General features: G+C 65.7%; 27 protein-coding genes. 13 read left to right on the top strand and 14 right to left on the bottom strand.

Annotated features, from left to right (window positions below; genetic code table 11):
- Positions 1 to 3: 3 nt before the first annotated feature.
- The 3 genes from SALA_RS16580 (at position 4) to SALA_RS01345 (ending at position 2,421) form a co-directional block, all read left to right on the top strand.
- Positions 4 to 291: a type II toxin-antitoxin system RelE/ParE family toxin gene (locus SALA_RS16580; RefSeq protein ID WP_011540588.1), complete on the top strand. Its 288-nt coding sequence runs from the start codon at positions 4 to 6 to the stop codon at positions 289 to 291.
- Positions 260 to 580 carry a HigA family addiction module antitoxin gene (locus SALA_RS01355; RefSeq protein WP_011540587.1) on the top strand — a complete coding sequence of 107 codons (321 nt, stop codon included), beginning with the start codon at positions 260 to 262 and terminating at the stop codon, positions 578 to 580. The genes SALA_RS16580 and SALA_RS01355 overlap by 32 nt, the downstream gene beginning before the upstream one ends.
- Positions 581 to 918: 338 nt before the next feature.
- Positions 919 to 2,421, top strand: coding sequence for a S10 family peptidase (locus SALA_RS01345; protein WP_011540585.1), 1,503 nt, complete (start codon positions 919 to 921; stop codon positions 2,419 to 2,421).
- 208 nt (positions 2,422 to 2,629) lie between these two features.
- Here SALA_RS01345 and SALA_RS01340 read toward each other — a convergent pair whose 3' ends face one another.
- Genes SALA_RS01340 through SALA_RS01330 form a run of 3 tightly spaced genes read right to left on the bottom strand, consistent with a single transcriptional unit; the run spans position 2,630 to position 4,264 of the window.
- A complete protein-coding gene (locus SALA_RS01340; protein WP_011540584.1) occupies positions 2,630 to 3,067 on the bottom strand; it encodes a hypothetical protein in 438 nt (145 codons plus the stop codon).
- 22 nt (positions 3,068 to 3,089) lie between these two features.
- The gene (locus SALA_RS01335; RefSeq protein WP_011540583.1) at positions 3,090 to 3,698 is read right to left on the bottom strand and encodes a TetR/AcrR family transcriptional regulator; all 609 of its coding nucleotides are present in this window, start codon (positions 3,696 to 3,698) and stop codon (positions 3,090 to 3,092) included.
- Between the two features lie 11 nt (positions 3,699 to 3,709).
- On the bottom strand, positions 3,710 to 4,264 hold the full coding sequence (locus SALA_RS01330; protein ID WP_011540582.1) for a DUF4287 domain-containing protein: 555 nt from the start codon (positions 4,262 to 4,264) through the stop codon (positions 3,710 to 3,712).
- 97 nt (positions 4,265 to 4,361) lie between these two features.
- On the opposite strand from SALA_RS01330, the gene SALA_RS01325 reads away from it, so the two are divergent.
- Complete coding sequence (locus SALA_RS01325; RefSeq protein ID WP_011540581.1) at positions 4,362 to 5,060, top strand: NRDE family protein; 699 nt, start codon at positions 4,362 to 4,364, stop codon at positions 5,058 to 5,060.
- Positions 5,061 to 5,178: 118 nt separating this feature from the next.
- On the opposite strand, the gene infC is transcribed toward SALA_RS01325, so the two are convergent.
- Positions 5,179 to 5,715, bottom strand: coding sequence for a translation initiation factor IF-3 (infC, locus tag SALA_RS01320; protein ID WP_041382939.1), 537 nt, complete (start codon positions 5,713 to 5,715; stop codon positions 5,179 to 5,181).
- Positions 5,716 to 5,886: 171 nt separating this feature from the next.
- The gene (locus SALA_RS01315) at positions 5,887 to 7,089 is read right to left on the bottom strand and encodes a penicillin-binding protein activator (RefSeq protein ID WP_084764784.1); all 1,203 of its coding nucleotides are present in this window, start codon (positions 7,087 to 7,089) and stop codon (positions 5,887 to 5,889) included.
- 10 nt (positions 7,090 to 7,099) lie between these two features.
- On the opposite strand from SALA_RS01315, the gene rsmI reads away from it, so the two are divergent.
- The 4 genes from rsmI to SALA_RS01295 all read left to right on the top strand — a co-directional run bounded on the left by rsmI (position 7,100) and on the right by SALA_RS01295 (position 10,179).
- Positions 7,100 to 7,960 (top strand): 16S rRNA (cytidine(1402)-2'-O)-methyltransferase, encoded by an 861-nt coding sequence (gene rsmI / locus SALA_RS01310; protein WP_011540578.1) that lies wholly within the window; start codon positions 7,100 to 7,102, stop codon positions 7,958 to 7,960.
- Positions 7,957 to 8,307 carry a YraN family protein gene (locus SALA_RS01305; protein ID WP_011540577.1) on the top strand — a complete coding sequence of 117 codons (351 nt, stop codon included), beginning with the start codon at positions 7,957 to 7,959 and terminating at the stop codon, positions 8,305 to 8,307. Before rsmI ends, SALA_RS01305 begins: the two co-directional genes overlap by 4 nt.
- A gap of 153 nt (positions 8,308 to 8,460) precedes the next feature.
- A complete protein-coding gene (gene gshB / locus SALA_RS01300; RefSeq protein WP_011540576.1) occupies positions 8,461 to 9,414 on the top strand; it encodes a glutathione synthase in 954 nt (317 codons plus the stop codon).
- A gap of 156 nt (positions 9,415 to 9,570) precedes the next feature.
- A complete protein-coding gene (locus SALA_RS01295; protein WP_011540575.1) occupies positions 9,571 to 10,179 on the top strand; it encodes a DedA family protein in 609 nt (202 codons plus the stop codon).
- A gap of 79 nt (positions 10,180 to 10,258) precedes the next feature.
- Here SALA_RS01295 and SALA_RS01290 read toward each other — a convergent pair whose 3' ends face one another.
- The 6 genes from SALA_RS01290 to rph form a co-directional block, all read right to left on the bottom strand.
- A complete protein-coding gene (locus SALA_RS01290) occupies positions 10,259 to 11,152 on the bottom strand; it encodes a tyrosine recombinase XerC (RefSeq protein WP_011540574.1) in 894 nt (297 codons plus the stop codon).
- A gap of 100 nt (positions 11,153 to 11,252) precedes the next feature.
- Positions 11,253 to 12,398: a radical SAM family heme chaperone HemW gene (gene hemW, locus SALA_RS01285; RefSeq protein WP_011540573.1), complete on the bottom strand. Its 1,146-nt coding sequence runs from the start codon at positions 12,396 to 12,398 to the stop codon at positions 11,253 to 11,255.
- Positions 12,399 to 12,406: 8 nt separating this feature from the next.
- On the bottom strand, positions 12,407 to 13,039 hold the full coding sequence (gene rdgB / locus SALA_RS01280; protein WP_011540572.1) for an RdgB/HAM1 family non-canonical purine NTP pyrophosphatase: 633 nt from the start codon (positions 13,037 to 13,039) through the stop codon (positions 12,407 to 12,409).
- Positions 13,040 to 13,047: 8 nt separating this feature from the next.
- Positions 13,048 to 13,527: a hypothetical protein gene (locus SALA_RS01275; protein WP_041382936.1), complete on the bottom strand. Its 480-nt coding sequence runs from the start codon at positions 13,525 to 13,527 to the stop codon at positions 13,048 to 13,050.
- Entirely contained in the window at positions 13,524 to 13,973 is a 450-nt protein-coding gene (locus tag SALA_RS01270; protein WP_011540570.1) for a hypothetical protein, read from the bottom strand. Before SALA_RS01270 ends, SALA_RS01275 begins: the two co-directional genes overlap by 4 nt.
- Before the next feature lie 44 nt (positions 13,974 to 14,017).
- Positions 14,018 to 14,734, bottom strand: a complete 717-nt coding sequence (rph, locus tag SALA_RS01265) for a ribonuclease PH (RefSeq protein ID WP_011540569.1) — start codon at positions 14,732 to 14,734, stop codon at positions 14,018 to 14,020.
- 104 nt (positions 14,735 to 14,838) lie between these two features.
- Here rph and hrcA point away from each other — a divergent pair, with 104 nt between their 5' ends.
- Positions 14,839 to 15,882 carry a heat-inducible transcriptional repressor HrcA gene (hrcA, locus tag SALA_RS01260; protein ID WP_011540568.1) on the top strand — a complete coding sequence of 348 codons (1,044 nt, stop codon included), beginning with the start codon at positions 14,839 to 14,841 and terminating at the stop codon, positions 15,880 to 15,882.
- 4 nt (positions 15,883 to 15,886) lie between these two features.
- Positions 15,887 to 16,441, top strand: a complete 555-nt coding sequence (gene grpE, locus SALA_RS01255; protein WP_049754571.1) for a nucleotide exchange factor GrpE — start codon at positions 15,887 to 15,889, stop codon at positions 16,439 to 16,441.
- A gap of 201 nt (positions 16,442 to 16,642) precedes the next feature.
- Here grpE and def read toward each other — a convergent pair whose 3' ends face one another.
- Positions 16,643 to 17,176 carry a peptide deformylase gene (def, locus tag SALA_RS01250; RefSeq protein WP_041382934.1) on the bottom strand — a complete coding sequence of 178 codons (534 nt, stop codon included), beginning with the start codon at positions 17,174 to 17,176 and terminating at the stop codon, positions 16,643 to 16,645.
- Positions 17,177 to 17,230: 54 nt separating this feature from the next.
- Positions 17,231 to 17,827, bottom strand: coding sequence for a recombination mediator RecR (gene recR / locus SALA_RS01245; protein ID WP_011540565.1), 597 nt, complete (start codon positions 17,825 to 17,827; stop codon positions 17,231 to 17,233).
- Positions 17,828 to 18,053: 226 nt separating this feature from the next.
- Between recR and fmt the strand changes: the two genes are divergently transcribed.
- Positions 18,054 to 18,974 carry a methionyl-tRNA formyltransferase gene (fmt, locus tag SALA_RS01240; RefSeq protein WP_011540564.1) on the top strand — a complete coding sequence of 307 codons (921 nt, stop codon included), beginning with the start codon at positions 18,054 to 18,056 and terminating at the stop codon, positions 18,972 to 18,974.
- Between the two features lie 168 nt (positions 18,975 to 19,142).
- Positions 19,143 to 19,883, top strand: coding sequence for a tRNA pseudouridine(38-40) synthase TruA (truA, locus tag SALA_RS01235; RefSeq protein WP_011540563.1), 741 nt, complete (start codon positions 19,143 to 19,145; stop codon positions 19,881 to 19,883).
- A gap of 228 nt (positions 19,884 to 20,111) precedes the next feature.
- On the opposite strand, the gene SALA_RS01230 is transcribed toward truA, so the two are convergent.
- Positions 20,112 to 20,639 carry a CarD family transcriptional regulator gene (locus SALA_RS01230; RefSeq protein ID WP_011540562.1) on the bottom strand — a complete coding sequence of 176 codons (528 nt, stop codon included), beginning with the start codon at positions 20,637 to 20,639 and terminating at the stop codon, positions 20,112 to 20,114.
- Between the two features lie 313 nt (positions 20,640 to 20,952).
- Between SALA_RS01230 and SALA_RS01225 the strand changes: the two genes are divergently transcribed.
- A complete protein-coding gene (locus tag SALA_RS01225; protein ID WP_011540561.1) occupies positions 20,953 to 21,771 on the top strand; it encodes an SDR family NAD(P)-dependent oxidoreductase in 819 nt (272 codons plus the stop codon).
- Positions 21,772 to 21,839: the final 68 nt, after the last annotated feature.

Genomic DNA, 21,839 nt, shown 5'->3' with positions numbered 1-21,839 from the left:
GCAATGATCCGCTCCTTCGCAGAACCAGAAACGGAGCACGTCTGGCGCGGTGAACGCAGCCGCAAGCTGCCAGGGGACATTCAATCAACTGCGCGGCGGAAATTACGTCAACTCAATCGCACCACAAAACTTCAGGATCTGCGCGTTCCCGCAGGCAATCGACTGGAACAGTTGAAAGGCTTCACACCTTTACGATATAGTCTGCGGATCAACGACCAGTGGCGGATCACCTTCCATTGGTCGAACGGAGGCGCTGACGATGTCCGGATCGAGGACTATCACCGAGGATGACGACCGGCTGGACAATGTCCATCCCGGCGACATTCTGCGCCACGATTTCCTGATCGGCAGCGACATCGCCATTTCTGAGGTTGCTGATGGAGCCGGAATCGCCGTTGAACATCTCGAAGCCATTCTGGATGCCCGGCAAGCAATCGACGCCAATGTTGATCTGCGACTGGCGCGCTACTTCGGAATGAGCGAGGGTTTTTTTCTCGGCCTTCAGATCGACTATGATCTGGAGGAAGAACGCCGGGAACACGGGGCTGACTTGGACAAGATCGTCCGTCGTGCCGCCTGATGCAGCCCCGCTATCACATTAATGTTTTCTGGTATCCCGACGACAATTGCTGGATAGCTGATGTTCCCGACTTGCGCCCTTGCTCGGCGCATGGCGAGACGCCAATTGAAGCCGTTGCGGAAGCTGAAATCGCGATCGAAAGCTGGCTTGAGGTTGCGCGGGAGAAAGGCTTTCCGATCCCCGAACCCCGTTATCGCCCGGCGATCTACGCTGTGAGGTAGGCGATAGGCGTCATCCGCCTGACCCCTTCGAACAAAACCCCACTGCAACCGACCAGCACCCTTGCCCCCTCCCCGCGCGCGGCTTAGCGTCCGTGCGTCAAACGGGGAGACAAGTGTATGAAATCGGGTCTGTCGCTGATCGCGCTGGCGCTTGCCGTCGCGGTTCCTGCCATCGTCCATGCCGAGGACAAGAATGACAAGGCGAAGGCCGAAAAGCCCGCCGACTACGAACCGCAAATCCGCACCACCAAACTCAGCGGCACCTTTGGCGGCCAGCGGATCAATTACGCCGCGACGATTGGTGAGACGATCATCAGGAACAAGGACGGCGTGCCCGAAGTCGCCGTCGTCACCACATCCTATGTCAAGGAACCGCGCGACACCAGCCGTCCGGTGACCTTCCTGTTCAACGGCGGCCCCGGTTCGGGCACCGTCTGGTTGATGATGGGCGCGTTCGGGCCGAAGCGCGTTGCGATCCCCGGCACCGGGGTTGATGACGGCGCGCCGCCCTGGCCCATCGTCGACAATCCCGACGCGCTGCTCGACGTCACCGACATCGTGTTCATCGACCCGCCGGGCACGGGCTTTTCGCACCTGATCGGCAAGGCCGACCCCAAGGATTATTACGGCGTGACGCAGGATGCGAAGCTGGTCGCCGAAGTGATCCGCCGCTGGCTCGCCGACAATGGCCGCTGGAACAGCCCCAAATATCTCGGCGGCGAAAGCTATGGCACCACCCGCACCGCCGCGGTCGCGCACCAGCTGATGAACGCGACTTACAATGATGTCGCGTTCAACGGGCTGATCCTGATTTCGACCGTGCTCGATTTTGCGGCGGGCGCCGACACGCCGGGCAACGAGCTGTCGCCGGTCACCAACCTGCCGTCGATGGCGGTCACCGCGCTCTATCACGGCAAGGCGAGCGCGTCGTCGGTCGAGGCTTTTGCAGAGGAAGCGCGGCAATGGGCGATCGGCCCCTATGCGACCGCGCTGCTCAAAGGGCAGAAATTGCAGGGCGAGGAGCGCGCCGCGATCCGCCGCGAGCTTGCGCGCTTCACCGGCCTGTCCGAAACCTGGCTCGAACAGGCGGACCTGCGCGTCACGCCCGCGCGCTTCTACAAGGAGCTGCTGCGCGACCGCGGCCTCACCGTCGGGCGCCTCGACAGCCGCTATACGGGCAAGGATTATGACCACGCCGGCGAAACCCCCGACAACGATCCCAGCTTTTACGGGATCGACGCCAGCTATACCGCGGCGATCAACAGCTGGCTGCGCGACGGATTGGGGTTCAGGACGGACCGCGAATATCAGTCGATCAGCGGCATCGGCGGGCAATGGGACTGGCGCATCGGCGGGCGCGACACCAACGCCTATCTGAACGTCGCGCCGTACATCGGACAGGCGATGCGCGAGAACAGCGGGTTGCGCGTGCTCGTCGCGCAGGGCTGGTATGATTTCGCAACGCCCTTTTTCGCCGCCGAATATGCGCTGTCACGCACCGGCATCCCGCAGGATCGCATCACCTTTACCTATTATGACGCAGGCCACATGATGTACATCCGCGACGAAGACCGGCGGAAACTGTCGGAGGATGTGCGGGCGTTTATCCGGGCGCGGTAGGAAGGCTGCGAACGACCGGAAGCTGCCACAAAGCCCTCTCCCCTTGGGAGAGGGTTGGGTGAGGGTGCCTGAGGTTAGATTTCAGGGTGGACAGGTGATCCCCTCACCCAACTTCGGCTAGGTTGCTACGCAACCTAGCCTGCGTATCCCTCTCCCGACGGGAGAGGGGAAAGAGGAAAGGCCGCTCACCACCCCAAAGCGGTCATGGTCAGCGCAGAACACCCTTCGCCTTCATCGCGCGCGCGTAGAAGAACAGCGCCAGCATGATGACCCAGATGACCGCCGTTACGATCATTGCGACATTCTGGAACAGCGCGCGCGTTGTTTCGCCGTTCAGTATATGCTGGTAGAGGGTCGATCCAGCGAGACCGGCGATCGACACGATATAAGCGGTCACCGCATGACGCGAACGCAGGAGCAGCAGCACCGATCCGATGAAGGCGCCAAAACCGCCGAGCGCCCAGCAGACGTCCGCCCACAAAGGCGCGCCGAGGATGAAAACGCGCTGGTCGCTCGTCAGCGGCGACAGCCAGAATTCATTCTCCACATTGGTCAGCGTGAAGTCGACCACGGGAAAGGCATTCACCAGCACGGCAAGAACGCCGACCACCCACAGATGCCACGGCGTTTTTCCAACTTCGGTCATTGCACCCTCCCCCTCCGAAAAGTCACGCTAGGCTATCATTCTTTGCGCTCGCCAGCAATATAGTGATATAGTCGCGCAATACAGCGATGTTGCGGTCGAAATAGCCGATGTCGCGATAGGTGCGCGCCTGCATCACCGCACCTTCCATCACCGTCAGCACGAATTCGCCGAGCGCCTGCGCGTCGGTGCCCGGCGGCAGGCGGTCGGCGGCCGCGTCGAAACAGCGCGCGATTGCCGTGGACCAATTGGTGAAGTTCGCCGCCATCAGCTCGCGCACCACCGGGTCGGGCTCGTGGATTTCGAGTGCGAGGCTGCCGATCGGACAGCCATAGGTGCAATCGGTGACAATGAGGTGCGTGCGATAGCCGCCAAGCAACGCAAAGACGCGCTCGACCGGATCCTCGACCCCCTGCCAGTTGGGCGCGAGCAGCATCTCCTCGATCCCGTCGCGATAGAGTTCGAGCACGCCGATCAGCACGTCCTGCTTGCCGGGAAAGAAATGATAGAGGCTGCCCGAATGCACCTGGCTGCGCGAAAGAATGTCCGACACCGAGGTCGAGAGATACCCCTTCTCCCAGAACAGCTCCATCGCGGTCATCAGGATGCGCTGGCGCGTGTCGGCGGCGTTCATCGTGACCCCCTTCAGCCCGCACGGTCATAGGCGGCACGGAGCCAGCCGGTCACATCGTCGCCCGGCTCCTCGCCCGCGTTGATGCGGATGCGGTGCGAGACCATGGCATTCCAGCTCCCCGCCAGCTCCAGCTTTCCGGTCGGCGCCTCGCCCTTGAGCGCCAGGCCGATGTCGAAACGGTCCTTGGTCGAGGGCATCAGCAGCGCAAACTGCTTCTTGCGGCGAAAGCTGACATAGCCCTTCTTCGGCGCCAGCTCGACGTCGTTGCCGAAGCCCTGCACCAGCGCTGCGAACCGGTCGTAGAGCGGCCGCCAATGCGCTTTCGCTCCGTCGAATGCCGCTTGCACCAGCGCGTCGTCGTCCTGCGACAGCGACGACGAGGCATTGGCGGCATGGACGATCATATTGGCATAGCCGTGGCCCAGCCCATGTTCGGATTTGAGGTGGTTCACCAGCGCCATATGGCCGGCGATCCCGGCCCTGCGCGCGGTGGCAACCCATTCGTCGAGCCCCTTGCCCGTTTTGGCGCGCAGGCTCTCCCCCATCTTCGCGAACTCGTCGGCCATGATGTCCTCCCGCCGATAGCGATGTTGATTGAACATTCAACCAAGGAACTTGTCAAGAGGCTTGGCAAGGCCGCCGAACGCCCCGATATGGGCGCGCATGTGCGTCGTCGCCCTTGCCCACCGCGTCCATCCCGACTGGCCGCTCATCCTCATCGGCAATCGTGACGAGTTTCACGCGCGCCCCGCCGCCCCGCTCCACCAATGGGCGGATGGCAGCGGGATCGTCGCCGGGCGCGACCTTCAGGCGGGCGGGACGTGGCTGGGCGTCCACGCGCCAAGCGGGCGCGCCGTCGTCGTGACCAATGTGCGCGGCGCGATGCCCGATCCGGCGAAGGACTCGCGCGGCGCGCTCGTCACCGACCTGCTGCGTGGACAGGGGCGTTTCGCCGACCCGGCCGTGGCCGACCTCGACCGCTTCAACGCCTTCAACCTGTTCGCAATCGACGGCAGCGGCCCGCGGCTCCTGACCAACCGGCCGCGGCCGCAGATTTCAAGCCTCGGGCCCGGCGTCCATGCGCTCGCGAACGAGCCCGTCGACCGCCCCTGCCCGCGCGCCGAGCGGCTGCGCGCCACGCTGGCGGCGCTCGTCGGGTCGCGCAGCGACCCTGAGGGTCTGCTCGACACGCTGACGGCGGAAGGCGACCCGGCGCTGTTCCTGACGGGCGAAGTCTATGGCACGCGCGCCTCGACCCTCGCCGCGGTGGCGGCGGACGGTACCGTCAGGATGGTCGAGCGCCGATACGAAGCGGGCGGCCGCCCCGGTGGAACGACCGCCCTAGATTTTCGGATTGGCTGAGATAATCTCGTCGCCCCAGCGAAGGCGGGGCAGCTGGCAGCCTTTTCCCGCGGTGCTGCATAAACCGATGGCGGCCCCCCGCCTTCGCGGCGGCGACGGTCCTTGGTTCGCCTGGCTCCTATTTCGGCGCCAGCACCATCAGCATCTGGCGGCCTTCGGTGCGCGGGTGCGCCTCGACCTTCGCGACCTCCGCGGTCAGCTCGGCGACGCGCTGGAGCACGTTGAGGCCAAGCTGCGTGTGGCTCATCTCGCGACCGCGGAAACGCATGGTCATCTTGACCTTGTCGCCTTCCTCGAGGAAGTCGAAGACCTTCTTCATCTTCACATCGAAATCATGGTCGTCGATGTTCGGACGCATCTTGATCTCCTTGATCTCCTGCGTCTTCTGGCTCTTGCGGGCCAGGTTCGCCTTTTTCTGCGCCTCATATTTATATTTGCCGACGTCGAGGAACTTGCACACCGGCGGGTCGGCATTGGGGGACACTTCGACAAGGTCAAGCCCCACCTCGGCCGCCTGTTCGATCGCTTCGGCCGTCAGCATCACGCCCAGATTTTCGCCTTCCTCGTCGATCACGCGGACTTTGGGGGAGGCAATGAATTCATTGTATCGCGGGCCGTTCTTGGGCGGCAGCGGCGCCATCGGGCGACGGGTCATGGGCGGGCGTATAGCTGTATCTCCTCACTCGTTTCGATATGGGCACGCGGCATCGACGCGCGGAGCGCCCGACGATCATATAGTGATCGCGGCGCCGCCGTAAAGGTGGCGACGGCGACCTGGCGCTGCTTTTCGGCCGACTGTGGCCGCGCGGCCACTACCGGCGTGGGCTCACCATTTGGTCGGCGCGGGGTCGATGACGCGAAAGCCGCCGGCGCCGATTTCGCTCACCTCGAGCGCGCGCTCGGCAATGCCCCGGTTGTTGAAGCGGAAAATGCCGTCGATGCCGCCAAAGCCGTCAGTCGCGAGCAGCCGGTTCACCGGAAAATTGGTACCGGGTTTCCAGTCGCGCGCGATCCGCACGGTCAGCAGCACCGAGTCATAGCCCAGGCTCGCGAGCCGGTACGGCGCGCGGCCGAAGCGCGTGCGATATTTGGTCGCGAGCTGGCCATACAGCCCGTCCGAAACGCTCGCGAACCACGCCCCGCGCATCGCCGCGCTGCCCGCCAGCACCGCGTCGGTGTTCCACAGCTCGGTACCGAGGATCTGGCGATCGCCCGCCGATTTTATGACCGGAACCGCGCGAATGGCGTTGCCGCCGCTGTCGGCGATCAGCACCGCGTCAATATCGCCCGCGTTCGCGACCCGCCGCGCCGCGCCGGTCAGCGCGGTCGCGCTGCGGTCATAGCTTTCGAGCGCGACGAGCGTTCCGCCCGCCTCGGCCACCGCGGCGCGGAACGCCGCTGCCGAACGGTCGCCATAGACATTCTTGGGTACCAGCGCGCCGAACCGCTGATGTCCCTTCGCGCGCGAAAAGGCGACGATCCGTTCGACCGACTGGCCGGGGACGAAGCCCATGATGAAGACGCCATTGCCCGCGACGCTGCTGTCGTTCGAAAAACTCAGCACCGGGATTTTCGCGCCGCGCGCGATCGGCGCGACCGCGGCGACATCTTCGCTGAGCAACGGCCCCAGGATCAGCTTGTTGCCGTCGGCGACCGCCTGCCGCGCCGCCGCTGCGGCACCCAGCGCGGTGTCATAGGTGGTGATGCGCAGCCGTTCGGTGCGCGTGTCGAGCAGCGCCATCGTCGTCGCATTGGCGATCGCGGTGCCGACATCGGCGTTGGGGCCCGTCTGCGGCACGAGCAGCGCAACGCGGTGGCGGTCGGTGTCGGTGGGCAGGCCGGGGCCGACGGTTTCGCCCGGATCGCTCGGTGGCGGCGGCGTTGCAGGTCCGCCGGTCCTGGGCACGACCTGGCACGCGGCAAGCACCCCCGCCAGCGCCACCGCGCCGAGTCCGCGCAGCAATTGCCGCCGCGGCGACGCATTATTCTGGCGCAAGCCATCATAGCAGTTTGAGGCAGTTTCTGCCATTTTCGGCGTCATGCCAGATTCGACCATCCCAGATTCTCCCTTGCCCGGTCTCTATATCGTCGCGACCCCCATCGGCAACCTCGGCGACATCGGCGTGCGCGCCGCGGCGACGCTGGCGTCGGCTGACCTGATCGCGGCGGAGGATACGCGCGTCACCGCCAAGCTGCTCGCGCACCTGGGTCTGCGCGTGCCGATGACCCCCTATCACGACCACAGCGACGAACGCACCCGCGCCGCGCTGGTTGCGCGAATGGCAAGCGAGGTCGTCGTGCTGGTGTCGGACGCCGGAACCCCGCTGATTTCGGATCCCGGTTACAAGCTGGTGCGCGACGCGCGCGCGGCGGGGCGCCACATCACCACCCTGCCCGGCCCCTGCGCCGCAATCGCCGCGATCACGCTGTCGGGGCTGCCGAGCGACCGCTTCCTCTTCGCGGGCTTCCTGCCCAACAAGGCCAAGGCGCGCGCTGACACGATCGCCGAGTTCGCGGGCCTGCGCGCCAGCCTCGTCTTTTACGAAAGCGGCCCGCGCCTCGCCGCCGCACTTGCGGCGCTGGCGGAGGGACTTGGCAACCGCGAGGCGGCGGTCGCGCGCGAAATTACCAAGCTTTACGAGGAATGCGTCACCGGCCCGCTCGCCGACCTCGCCGCGCGCTATGAACAGGCACCACCGAAGGGCGAGATCGTCATCGTCGTCGGCCCGCCCGGCGAAGCCGCGGCCGAGGAAGCCGACGATGCGATGCTCGACGCGGCGCTCCGCGACGCGATGGCCGACAAGCCCGTCGCACAGGCGGCGAAAGCGGTCGCCAAACGCTTCGGCCGCGACCGCCACGCCATCTACGCCCGCGCGCTGGCGCTCAAGGGCCAGGCTTGACCCGCGCCGCCGCCGAAGCGCGCGGCCGCCGCGCCGAGCGCCGTGCCGCCTGGTGGCTGCGCCTCCATGGCTGGCGCATCGTGGGGCAGCGGCTGCGCGTCCCCGTCGGCGAGGTCGATCTGGTCGCGCGGCGCGGGCGCACCGTCGCCTTTATCGAGGTCAAATGGCGCGACCGCGCCGCCGACCTTGACCTGGCCATCGACCCTTATCGCCTGCGCCGCGTCGCTGCGGCGGCGGAAATGCTCGCCCCGCGCTTCGCCCGGCCGTACGACGACATACGCATCGACGTGATGCTGCTTGCACCGCGGCGCCTGCCACGCCATCTGGTCCACGTCTGGCAGCCGTGACGGGCTGCAGCAACAACGCTCCATTCCGTCATCCCGGCGAAGGCCGGGATCTCGCCGGTGCGTCCGATTGCGACGACGAGATCCCGGCCTTCGCCGGGATGACGAATCAGGATAGGCGTGCAGCCTAATGGCGCGCGCTGTGAGGAGAAAAAAATGACCCTGCGCGCCGCGGTGCAAATGGATCCGATGGACGGTATCAACATCGCGGGCGACAGCAGCTTCGCCCTGATGCTGAAGGGGCTCGAACGCGGTTACACCCTCTATCATTACGACGTCCGCGGCCTGACGTGGGAGGCCGGGCGGCTGACGACCAAGGCGCACGGCGTGGTGGCGGCGCAGCGCGTCGCGGGCGATCATTACCGCTTCGGCGACGAAGTCACGCTCGACCTCGGCCGCGACGTCGACGTCGTACTGATGCGGCAGGACCCGCCCTTCGACCTCGGCTATCTCACCGGCACCTGGCTGCTCGAACGCATCCAGGGCGAAACCCTGGTGGTCAACGACCCCGTGTCGGTGCGCAACGCGCCCGAAAAGGTCTTCGTGCTCGATTTCCCCGAATATATGCCGCCGACGATGGTGACGCGCGATCTCGACGCAGTAAAGGATTTCCAGGCGCGCCACGGCGCCGTCGTCATCAAGCCGCTCCACGGCAACGGCGGCAAGGCGGTGTTCCGCATCGACGCCGACGGCGGCAACCTCGGCGCGCTCGTCGAACTGTTCGGACAGGTGTGGCCCGAACCCTTCATGGTCCAGCAGTTCCTGCCCAGCGTTGCCCAGGGCGACAAGCGCATCGTGCTTGTCGACGGCGAAGTCGCAGGCGCAATCAACCGCAAGCCCGGCGAGGGCGAATTCCGCTCGAACCTTGCGGTCGGCGGTTATGCGGAAGCTGCCGAGCTCACCCCGCGCGAACAGGAAATCTGCGCCGCGCTCGCTCCCGCGCTCAAGGAACGCGGGCTGATCTTTGTCGGCATCGACGTCATCGGCGGCGAATGGCTGACCGAAATCAACGTCACCTCGCCCACCGGCATTGTCGCGATCGACCGTTTCAACAACAGCGACACCGCGGGAATGATCTGGGACGCGATCGCGCGGCGGATCGGCAGGTGAACAATTGCTTCGTCATTGCGAGGACCCCGGACTTGATCCGGGGGACGAAGCAATCTCCAGCCATCGTCCGAGTGCTACGCAAGCTGGAGATTGCTTCGCTTCGCTCGCAATGACGGCTAGAAGTCGGCCAAACCCAACAAGGAAACCCCATCTCCCATGACCGAATTCATCCTCGATCTCATCCATTCGTGGGGCTATTTCGGCATCGCGGTCCTGATGTTCCTCGAAAATGTGTTCCCGCCGATTCCGTCGGAGGTGATCATGAGCCTCGGCGGCGTGATGGTCGGACAGGGGCGCTTCGATTACTGGACACTGGTTGCCTTCGCGGTCGCGGGCACCACGCTGGGCAATTGGGTGTGGTACTGGATCGGCCGCTGGTACGGTTATGAACGGCTGAAACCGCTCGTCGACCGCTATGGCCGCTGGCTGACGCTCGACTGGGACGAGGTCGAAAAGCTGCACGACTGGTTCATCCGTTATGGTTCGGGCATCGTTTTCGTGATGCGCTTCATGCCGATCGCGCGGACGATGGTGTCGCTGCCCGCGGGGATGGTCGCGATGAACCAGGCCAAGTTCCTGATCTGGACCGCCGCCGGCTCGACGATCTGGATCGCTGCGCTTGCCGGTGCCGGAAGCTGGTTCGGCCGCCAGTTCGCGGAGGTCGAGCGCTTCATCGGCCCCGTCGCGCTGGTCGCGATCGGTTCGATCATCCTCCTCTATATCTATCGCGTCGTGACGTGGAAGCCGAAGGTGCGCGAGGATTGAACGGCCGCGCGTGCGGTAAGGACGCGAATCGCAAAGCGGGGAAACGGCCGCTTCACGCCCCCGGACCGCTATTCGACGTTTACCCCGCCCGTGGATGCGCGCTCCGGTAAATGTCGAGCAGATGCGCGGCATCGACCGCAGTATAGATCTGCGTCGATGCGAGGCTCGCATGGCCGAGCAGTTCCTGCAAGGATCGCAGGTCGGCGCCGCCCGCCAGCAAATGCGTCGCGAAACTGTGGCGCAGCGCGTGCGGCGTCGTCCGATCGGACAACCCCAGCGCGCGCCGCGCCGACCGGACGCTCACGCGCACCACGCCGGGATGGAGCGGCCCGCCGCGCACGCCGAGAAACAGCGGCGTTTCCCTGGCGATCGGCCAGGGGCACGCGGCGACATAACGCGCCACCGCCTTCGCCACCGCGGGCAGGATCGGGACGATCCGCGTCTTGTTCCGCTTGCCCGTGACGCGCAGCGTGTCACCGAGCGGCATCGCCGCACCGGTGAGCGCCAGCGCCTCCCCGATGCGCAGGCCCGCGCCATAGAGCAGCAGCAGCAGCGCGAAATCGCGCGCGCCGACCCAGCCCTCGCGCGCATTGTCCTCGACATTCTGCGCCAACTGCATCGCCTCGGCGGGCGAAACGGGACGCGGCAACCCCTTTTTGACGCGCGGTCCGCGCATCTGCGGGACGCTGGCGTTCGATCCGCCGACAAAGCGCAGGAAGGCGCGCAGCGCCGAAAGCTCGCGCGCCGCCGACGCATTGCCCAGCCCCTCGGCGCGGCGGTCGGCGAGATATGCGCGCAGGTCGTTGGGGGTCAGCGCCGTCAGCATCGCCGCATCGACCGCGCCGCCGCGGTGCAGCGACAGGAATGCGCAGAAACGCTCCGCCGTCGCGATATAGGCGCGGCGCGTATGCTCCGACCGGCGCTTTTCGTGCGCCAGATGGGCATCCCAGTCGCGGATCAAATCTGAAGCCAAAAACCGCCCTTTAATTCCGTTCGTGTCGAGCGAAGTCGAGACATGTTGGCGCCATGCCGCGCGTCCCTCGACCTCGCTCGGAACGAACGGTGCGGGGAGACTACCGAGTTTCGACCACCTCGGAAAGGATCGAGTCGAGCAGCAAAATCCCCGCCCCGGTCACTGCCAGCCGGTCTCCGTCCGCGACCAGCAGCCCCTGCCCGGCAAGCCGCGCCACCGCGTCGGCATCGACAAAATCCGCGCGCGGCAACCCGCTCCGCGCCTCGACCCGCGCCAGATCGACGCCTTCGGTCAGCCGCAGCCCCATCAGCATCGCCTCGGTCGCGCGCTCGCGGCCGGACAAGTCGGTTTCGACCTTCAGCCCATGGCCGTTGCGCGTCACCGCGGCGATGAAATTTTCGGGTTTCCTGTGCCGCTCGGTCGCCTGCCGCAGCCGCCGCCCGTGCGCGCCCGGCCCGACCCCCGCATAATCGGCATAGCGCCAATAGGCGAGATTGTGGCGGCTCTCCTCGCCCGGTCGCGCGTGGTTCGACACTTCGTAGCGCGGCAGGCCCGCGGCGCGCGTCATCGCCTGCGTCGCGTCGAACAGGTCGGCCGCGGCGTCGCCATCGGGAATGGTGAGTTCACCCTTCGCCGCGAGCGCCCAAAAGCGCGTCCCCGGCTCGATGGTGAGCTGATAGAGCGACAGATGGCCGGTGCCGAAGCCCAGCGCGTCCGCCAGTTCGCCTTCCCATGCTGCCAGCGTCTGTCCCGGCCGCGCATAGATCAGGTCGAAACTGACGCGCGCAAAATGCTCCTGCGCCATCGCAATCGCTCGCCGCGCCTCATCCTCGCTGTGCGCGCGGCCCAGAAACGCAAGCGCTTGCGCGTCAAAGCTCTGGACGCCGATCGACACGCGGTTGACCCCGGCGGCGGCGAGATCGGCGAAGGCGGCGACTTCGGCCGAATTGGGATTCGCTTCGAGCGTGATTTCGCAATCGTCGGTCAGTCCCCACAACGCGGCTGCCTCGGCAATCACCGCCGCCACCGTCGCGGCCGGCATCAGGCTGGGCGTCCCGCCACCGAAAAAGATGGACGCCACGCGCCGCCCAGGCAGCACCGCCGCCTCATGCCGCAAATCCGCGAGCAGGGCTGCGCGCCAGACCTCCTGTTCGACGCTGTCGCGCACATGGCTGTTGAAGTCACAATAAGGACATTTGCTGACGCAAAACGGCCAATGAACATAAAGGGCGAGAGGTTCGAACATGGGCGGCGTCAGAACACCCCTGCCACCAGTTTCGCGAACGCATCGGCGCGGTGGCTGATCGCGTGCTTTTCCGCGGGTTCGATCTCGGCAAACGTCAACGTCTTTCCTGCCGGAACGAACACCGGATCATAGCCGAAACCCAGCTTGCCCCGCGGCGGCCAGGTCAGGCCGCCCTCGACCCTGCCCTCGAAAACCTCCGCATGGCCGTCGGGCCAGGCGAGGGCCAACGTGCAAACGAAGCGTGCGCTGCGGTCGACGTCCGGCCCCTGCTCGGCAAGCAGCCCCTCGACCTTGCCCATCGCGAGATACCAGTCGCGGCCCGGATTGCCCTCGAACCACTGCCGCTCGGCCCAGTCGGCGGTATAGACGCCGGGCCGCCCGCCCAGCGCATCGACGCAAAGCCCGCTGTCGTCGGCGAGCGCGGGCAGCCCCGACGCCGCCGCGCTCGCATGCGCCTTCAGCAGCGCATTGTCGCGAAAGCTCGTCCCCGTCTCCTCGGGTTCGGGAAGGCCGAGGTCGGCCGCCGATACCGGATCGACCCCGTAAGGCGCGAGCAGCGCGCGGATTTCGCGCACCTTGCCCGCATTATGGCTGGCGATCACCAGTTTGCCGGGAGCGAGTTTTCGATGAGGAGCAGCCATTGTCCCCGTCACAAGTCGCCTCGAATCGAATCGAGTTTCCTGATCAGCGAACGGAACATACGATCCTTGCGTGCAGCGTAGGCGATGCGGCGCGCTTGAACGAGAGCATAGCCGATCGGCACAGCCGCCGCCCCCACGGCGCCGGCGGTCACCGGCTCAATCAGCGCCGCAATCTTCCACGCCTTGATCAATGCCGGCGCGAGATAGCCGGCAAATCCGGTTCCGATCGCGACCCCAACGGCTTCACCCGAGCTGATGGGCTGTGCCTTGACTGCCTCCAGAATATGGGATCGCGCCACAATCAATATCTCGCGAATACGCGCATGATCGCCGAGCTGAGACGGGGGACTGTCGGGACGGGACGAAAGCCAGTCGGACAATGCCGCGTGACCCTTGTTTCCGCTCAGGTCCAATCGCAGATCTGGAAAGCGGGTCAGCCACTTGCGCCAGTGCTCGTCTTCGACACGGCGCACCGAGGGATCGATCAAGTCAGATAGCCTTCGCCCCTTTCGAGCAAAGCCTCCGTGTGGGAGCCGGTATCGCGGGCGGTGGTTTCTGGTCTGCTTCCATTGTCCTGCTCTTCGAGCAACAGCATCCGGGTTTTCAGTATTTCCTCATCATAGCGGAGTTGGCGCCACCGATCGAACAGCCAAAAAGCCAGAATCAGAAGCCCCGCGAAGACGGAAATCAGCTGGAGCATTTCCAACGCGCCCGAAGGCAGCAGCGCGGCCAGGCCCGCCGCGCCCGACAGACGTAACATCTGGTCGATCAGGACTGCCACGAGGACAATTCCGCCTGCCGCGACTGCCGCCACCACGGTCCTGTAGCCACGCTGACGCTGTTCGAGCCGTTCACGCTCGCGTTCCAGCATGTGGTGCCGCCACAGCCGTAGCTCGGCCACATTGGCCACGTCCATGAACGAGAGATCATTCATAAATCCAGCCTATCAACTGCGGCGGAACTTTTCCAACGCTTTTGCTACCGCCCCACTGCTTTCGCCTGCGCTGCGAAAATCTCGCCGCAGCCGATGCGCGCGAGGCGGAGCAGACGGAGCAGGCCCTCCTCGTCATAGGTCGCGCCCTCGGCGCTCGCCTGCACCTCTACGATCTGTCCCTTGCCCGTCAGCACGAAATTGCCGTCGGCCTCGGCCACCGAATCCTCGTCATAATCGAGGTCGAGCACCGGCGTTCCCTTGTAAATGCCGCACGAGATCGCCGCGACGCTGTCGACGATCGGGTCTTCGGTCAACTGCTTCGCCTCGATCAGCTTGTCGACCGCAAGGCGCAGCGCAACCCACGCGCCGCTGATCGATGCGGTACGTGTGCCGCCGTCGGCCTGGATCACGTCACAGTCGATGACGATCTGCCGCTCGCCGAGCTTTTGCATGTCGACGACGGCGCGCAAGCTGCGGCCGATGAGCCGCTGGATTTCCTGCGTCCGCCCCGACTGTTTGCCCTTCGCCGCCTCGCGGCTGCCGCGCGTATGCGTGGCGCGGGGCAGCATCCCATATTCGGCGGTCACCCAGCCCTGCCCCTTGCCGCGCAGGAAGGGCGGCACCTTTTCCTCGACGCTCGCCGTCACCAGCACCCTGGTGTTGCCGAAGCTGACCAGCACGCTTCCCTCGGCATGGATGGTGAAATTGGTTTCGATGGCGATGGGACGCATCTGGTCTGCCGCGCGGCCGGAGGGGCGCATGAATCTTTCTCCTCGTGAAGCTGTGCCGCGGCGCTTAGCCGCGCGCAGGGGGATTGGCCAGAGCATAGCTTGCTCTTGCCGCACCCGCTCCCTAAATCCTCCCCATGACAACGCCCCCGATCACCGAACTTACCACGCGCGCGCGCGACGTGTTCCGGCTGGTCGTCGACGCCTATCTGGAGACGGGGCAGCCGGTGGGGTCGCGCACGCTGTCGAAACTTGCCACGCTCAACCTCTCGCCCGCGTCGATCCGCAACGTCATGCAGGATCTGGAGGAATATGGCCTGCTCGCCAGCCCGCATACCAGCGCGGGGCGGATGCCGACCGAACAGGGACTGCGTCTGTTCGTCGACGGGATGATGCAGGTTGCCGAACCCAGCGCCGAGGACCGTGCGCAGATCGAAGCGAGCCTGTCCGAAGGCGGGCCGATCGAAAGCGCGCTGGCACAGGCGACCGCCGCGCTGTCGGGCCTGTCGGCGTGCGCGGGACTGGTGCTCGTCCCAAAGCATGAGCGCGTGCTGAAACAGGTCGCCTTCGTCCCGATGTCGGAGCGGCAGGCGCTCGTCGTGCTCGTCGCGGGCGACGGCACGGTCGAGAACCGGATCATCGACGTACCCGCGGGGCTCGACCCCTCGGCGCTGGTCGAGGCGGGCAATTTCATTTCGGCGACGCTGTCGGGCCTGACGCTGACCGAAGCGATGGCGCGCGTGCGCCGCGAGATCGAAGCCGAGCGCATCGCGATCGACCGCGCCGCGCAGGATCTGGTCAGCCGCGGGCTCGCCATATGGTCGTCCGACGGCGCCGATCGGCCGGTGCTGATCGTGCGCGGACAGGCCAATTTGCTCGACGACAGCGCGGTCGGCGACCTCGACCGCGTGCGGCAATTGCTCGACGAACTCGAAACGAAACAGGACATTGCGCAATTGCTCGACAGCGCGCGCGAGGGCAGCGCGACGCGCATTTTCATCGGTTCCGAAAACAAGCTCTTTTCGCTGTCGGGCTCGTCGGTTATCGCCGCGCCCTATCGCGGGGCGGACGGGCGCGTCGTCGGCGTGGTGGGCGTGATCGGCCCGACGCGCTTGAACTATGCCCGCATCGTTCCCATGGTGGATTTCACCGCCCAATCGCTCTCCAGACTGATACGATAGGTTTATGACGAACATGGAAAATGACACGCCGGTCGACGACGGCCAGACCGACGACGCCGCAACCGAAACCGAAACCGCGGCGACCGAACCGCAGGACGAGGCGGCGAAGCTCGCCGAACAGCTCGCCGCGGTGCAGCAGGATTTGCTCTATGCGCGCGCCGAGACGCAGAATGTCCGCCGCCGCGCCGAGAAGGAAGTCGCCGACGCGCACGCCTATGCCGCGACCAGGTTCGCGCGCGATATCCTCTCGGTCGCCGACAATCTGGGCCGCGCACTCGCTGCGCTGAGCGACGAACAGCGCGCGGACGAGGCGATCAAGCCGCTGGTGACGGGGCTGGAAGCGACCGAGCGCGAACTGATGGCGGTGTTCGAACGCCATGGCATCACGCGCATCGCCGCGATCGGCCTGCCGCTCGACCCCAACCAGCATCAGGCGATGCTCGAAATCCCCAGCGACAAGGAACCCGGCACGATCGTGCAGGAAATGCAGGCGGGCTATATGATGAAGGACCGGCTGCTGCGGCCCGCCATGGTGGCGGTGGCGAAGAAGGCGGAGTAGCCAAATGCTCCCCTCCCTTTACGGGAGGGGATACAGGGGTGGGTGCCGCGGCGCGTCTGCGCCGCATAAAATCCCGAGACATTGAGGTTCGGAAAACAGTCTCTTGGCGCACAAGCGCGCGAGACCCCTCTCCCGCTGCGACTAGCCAGCAAGCTGGCAAGTCTCGCCGCCCTCTCCCGCAAGGGGAGAGGGAAGAACCAATCACGCCGCCTTGCGCAGCTTTGCGAGCTTTTTCAGCACCATCTCGCGCTTCAGCCGCGACAGATGGTCGATGAACAAAATACCTTCCAGATGGTCATGCTCGTGCTGGATGCACGTCGCCATCAGGCCGGTCATGCGTTCCTGGTGATGCTTGCCGTCCTCGTCCTGCCAGTCGACGGTGACTTCGGCGGGGCGCGTCACATCGGCATATTGTTCGGGGACCGACAGGCAGCCTTCCTGATAGACGCTATGCTCGTCCGAAAAGTCCGAAAAGACGGGGTTGATGAAGACGCGAGGGGTTCGGATCACCTTCTTGCCCTCGGGGTCTTCGGGATCGGCTTCCTGCAGGTCGATCACCAGGATGCGCTTCGGCACCCCGACCTGGATCGCGGCGAGCCCGATGCCTGGGGCGTCGTACATCGTCTCGAACATGTCGGCGACAAGCTGCTTCAGCTCGGCGTCGAAGGTCTCGACGGGCTTGGAAATGACGCGCAGCCGGGGGTCCGGCGTCTCGATGATGGGTAGGATGGCCATGGATGCCATTTAGGTATGCGCGGCCGGGCGGTCAATGATCGGCACGATGCAGGCTCAGCCCACTGGCCTTCTTGCCCGCAGCGCCTGCGCCAGCGTCCCCTCATCGAGATAATCGAGCTCGCCGCCCACCGGCAAACCATGCGCCAGCTGCGTCAGCCGCACCGGATAGCCCTCCAGCCGCTCGGCGAGATAATGGGCGGTCGTCTGGCCCTCCAGCGTCGCATTCATTGCGAGCACGACCTCGTCGATGCCGCCCGCCGCGACGCGCGTGACCAGCGCGTCGATGCTGAGATCCTGCGGCCGCACGCCCTCCAGCGCCGACAGCCGCCCGCCGAGCACATGATATTTGCCGGGGAAGAGCCGCGACTTGTCGAGCGCCCACAGGTCCGACACCTCCTCGACGACGCACAGGCTGCGCGCATCGCGGCGCGGGTCGGCGCAGATCGCGCAGGGGTCGTGCGTGTCGATATTGCCGCAGGTCGTGCAGGTGACGAGCCGTTCGGACACGGTTTGCAGCGCGGCGAGCAGCGGTGCGAACGCACTTTCGCGCTTTTTCATCAGGTGCAGCACCGCGCGCCGCGCCGAGCGCGGGCCGAGGCCGGGGAGCCGGGCGAGTTGCTGGACGAGGGCTTCGATTTCGGTTGAGACCATGCACAGCACCTATCGCGGCCTGCGCGGACGCACAACAATCCTCTCCCCTTGCGGGAGAGGATGCCGCAGCTTGGCGGAAAGCGCCTAGCGGAGGCTGGAGAGGGGTTGCGACGGTGCGGCCCCCTCACCCGCTGCGACTAAGCCAGCAAGCTGGCAAGTCTCGCTGCCCTCTCCCTAAATGGGAGAGGGTTGAACTCTACGCCCGCCTCCGCCAAAGCCCGCACCCATGCGTATCGCTTTCATGGGAACGCCGCCCTTCGCGGTGCCGACGCTCGCCGCGCTCCATACGGCGGGACATGATATTGCGGCTGTCTATAGCCAGCCCCCGCGACCCGCGCAGCGCGGCAAGAAATTGCAGAAAAGCCCGGTGCAGCTGTGGGCCGAGGAGCATGGCCTGCCCGTTCGGACGCCCAAAAGCCTGAAAAGCGACGAGGCGCAGGCGGAGTTTGCCGCATTGGACCTCGATGTCGCGGTGGTCGCGGCCTATGGGCTGATCCTGCCGCAGGCGGTGCTCGACGCACCGCGCGAAGGGTGCCTCAACGTCCATGGATCGATCCTGCCGCGCTGGCGCGGCGCGGCGCCGGTGCAGCGTGCGATCCTGGCGGGCGATGCCGAAACGGGCGTGACGATCATGCAGATGGATGCGGGGCTCGACACCGGCGCGATGCGGCTCATTGAAACGACGCCGGTCGCGCGCAAGAGCGCGGGATTGCTGACGCACGAGCTGGCCGAAATGGGCGCGCTGATGATGCGCCGCGTGCTGAGCGAACTTCACGCCTTTCCGCCCGTGCCGCAGCCGGACGAAGGCGTCACCTATGCGGCGAAGATCGACAAGAGCGAGGCGCGGCTCGATTTCCTGGTGAGCGCGGTGCAGGTCGAGCGGCAGGTGCGCGCGTTCAATCCGGCGCCGGGAGCGTTTTTCGAGCTGGAGGGTGAACGCTACAAGGTGCTGGCTGCGGAGGTCGTGCATCCTGCGGAGACGGTGGCGGGTGCGGCCCCCGGCGTCACGATCGACGATAGGCTCGCCATCGCCTGCAACCCCGGCGCGATCCGCGTGACGCGCATCCAGCGCGCGGGGAAACCCGCGATGGAGGCGGGCGAGATGTTGCGCGGGCGGGGAATCGCCAAGGGGACACGGCTGGCATGAGCCGCCCCTCTCCCCTTCAGGGGAGAGGATAGCGCAGCTTGCTCCGCAAGGAGCTAGCGAAGCTTGGAGAGGGGCCTGCCCCTTCCCCCTCTCCCAACCCTCTCCCCTGAAGGGGAGAGGGCTTACCACTCTCGACTTGGCGCCATAGTCGCGGCTAAGGCCCCGCCCATGACCCGCTTCGCGCTCACCATCGAATATGACGGCCGGCCCTATATGGGCTGGCAGCGGCAGGCGCACGGCCCCAGCGTCCAGCAGGCGATCGAGGAAGCGATCCATCGCTTCACCGCCGAGGAAGTGCAGGTGCTGAGCGCCGGGCGCACCGACGCGGGGGTCCATGCGATCGCGATGCGCGCGCATGTCGATATTGAAAAGCCGCTGACCCCGTTCAAGCTGACCGAGGCATTGAACGCGCAGCTCCGCCCCGCGCCGATCGCGGTCATCGGATGCGAGGTGGTGCCGGACGACTGGCACGCGCGCTTTGCCTGCATCGGGCGATCCTATGAATATCGCATCGTCAACCGCCGCGCGCCGCTGACGTGGGACAAGGGACTGGCGTGGCAGGTCGCGCGCCCGCTCGACGTCGACGCGATGCACGAAGCGGCGCAGCAACTCATTGGCCTTCACGATTTCACGACCTTTCGCTCGGCGCACTGCCAGTCGCAAAGCCCGGTCAAGACGCTCGATAGGCTGACCGTCAGCCGCCACGGCGAGGAGGTCATCATCGAGGCCGCGGCGCGCAGCTTCCTGCACCATCAGGTGCGCTCGATGGTCGGCTCGCTCGCGCTTGTCGGCCATGGCAAATGGTCGGCGCGCGATCTGAAGGCGGCGCTGGAGGCGGCGGACCGGCAGGCGCTGGGGCTCAATGCACCGCCCGACGGGCTGTATTTCGTGGGGGCGGTTTATCCGTAAACCTCCTCTCCCATCGGGAGAGGATAGCAAGCCTTGGCGGCGCAGCCGTCCAGGCGCGCTTGGTGAGGGGATCAGCCCTTACGAAAGCCCGCGACGTCATATCCCCTCACCCAGCTTCGCCTAGGCAGCAAGCTGCCAAGGCTGCGCAACCCTCTCCCGATGGGAGAGGGACAAGAAAAAGGGCGGCCCTTTCGGACCGCCCTTTTCCTTTATCGTTACCCCGCGCCCTTACACCTTTTCGGCGTAATAGAGCGGCGCATGTTCGTTGAGGATCTGAAGGATCTTCGCCTGTGCGGTCTTTTCGTCGCTTTCCTCCATCGCGGCGAGTTCGCGCGCGAGGCGGCTCGACGCCGCTTCGAAGATCTGGCGCTCCGAATAGCTCTGTTCGGGCTGGTCGTCGGCGCGGAACAGGTCGCGCGTCACTTCGGCGATCGACACGAGGTCGCCCGAATTGATCTTCGCTTCATATTCCTGCGCGCGGCGCGACCACATGGTGCGCTTGACCTTCGGCTTGGTGGTCAGCACCTGCAACGCTTCCTTCAGCGTCTTGTCCGACGACAGCTTGCGCATCCCCACGCCCTCGGCCTTGTTGGTCGGGACGCGAAGGGTCATTTTTTCCTTTTCGAAGCGCAGGACATAAAGTTCGAGCTGCATTCCGGCGATTTCGGATTTCTGCAATTCGATGACGCGCCCCACGCCATGTTTCGGATAAACGACATAGTCACCGACTTCGAAGACGAGCGTGCTTGCGGACATTCAAGTTCCTTTCATTGGCCTTGTCGAACGGGGCGGCGCGTCAACAGCGGTATATCCGGCCCTCGGATCGAGGGGGACAAGGGCGGTCAGGGCGGCGCTCGCCGGTCAGAGTGACAAGGGATGTGGCTCCATCGGAAACGCCGAACATGCCCCAGCCCGGCGGCGGGAAGAGGCACAATGTCGGCGCGTTGATATTAATTATAACAGATTCGCAACAAAATTGCCACCCCCGCACGGAAATGTGCGGGTCGGCGCCTTGACGGCTCCTCGCACCCGTTTCACCTTGCAACGAAAGTGAAGATAGGGAGCGGATATGAAAGATCAAATCTGGTGGGTCACGGGCGCTTCCTCGGGGATCGGCGCGGCGCTGGCACGGGCGCTGACAGCGCGCGGGGCAAAGCTGATCCTGTCGGGCCGCAATATCGCCGCGCTGGAGGCGGTGGCGAAGGATTGCGGCGCGGGCACGATGATCCTGCCGTTCGAGGCGACCGACTATGCCGCGCTGCCCGCGATCGTCCGGCAGGCGTGGGACTGGCAGGGGCGGATCGACGGGCTGGTCAACAATGCCGGCATTTCGCAGCGCAGCCTGGCGATTGAGACCGACTTTTCGGTCTATCAGCGCATCATCGGCGTCGACCTGCTCGCCCCGATCGCGCTTACCCAGCAGCTTTTGCCGCGCATGATCGAAGCGGGCGGCGGGCAGATCATCGCCATATCGAGCGTCGCGGGCATCGCCGGCGTGCCGCTGCGCAGCGCCTATTCGGCGGCGAAGCACGGCCTCATCGGCTATCACGACGCGGTGCGCGCCGAAAATGAGCATCTGGGGCTGAAGGTGCTGGTCGTCGCGCCGGGGTCGGTGCGCACCAATGTCAGCCGCAACGCGCTGAACGCCGACGGCAGCGTGCGGGGGGAAAGCGACACGGCGATCGACAACGGCCTGTCGCCGGACGATGCGGCGGCGCAGATGCTCGCCGCGGTCGATGCAGGCAAGCGCGAGATCGTCGTCGCCGAAGGCATGGAGGCCGCGATCGCCGACCTGCGCCGCAGCGATCCCGACGCATTGTTCGACCGGATGAGTGTGATGGTGCAGGCGGGCTATGCGCAGCAGATGAAGGCGGGCGGCACGGCCTGAGCGCCAGCCCCACGAAAAAGGGCGGCCCGTTGCCGGACCGCCCTCCTCTTCTCCACCCGTCGGTGGAA

It is taken from the genome of Sphingopyxis alaskensis RB2256 (assembly GCF_000013985.1).
Lineage (GTDB): Bacteria > Pseudomonadota > Alphaproteobacteria > Sphingomonadales > Sphingomonadaceae > Sphingopyxis > Sphingopyxis alaskensis.
The sequence above is the reverse complement of the archived record's forward strand: the minus strand, read 5'-3'. Positions and strand labels throughout refer to the sequence as shown.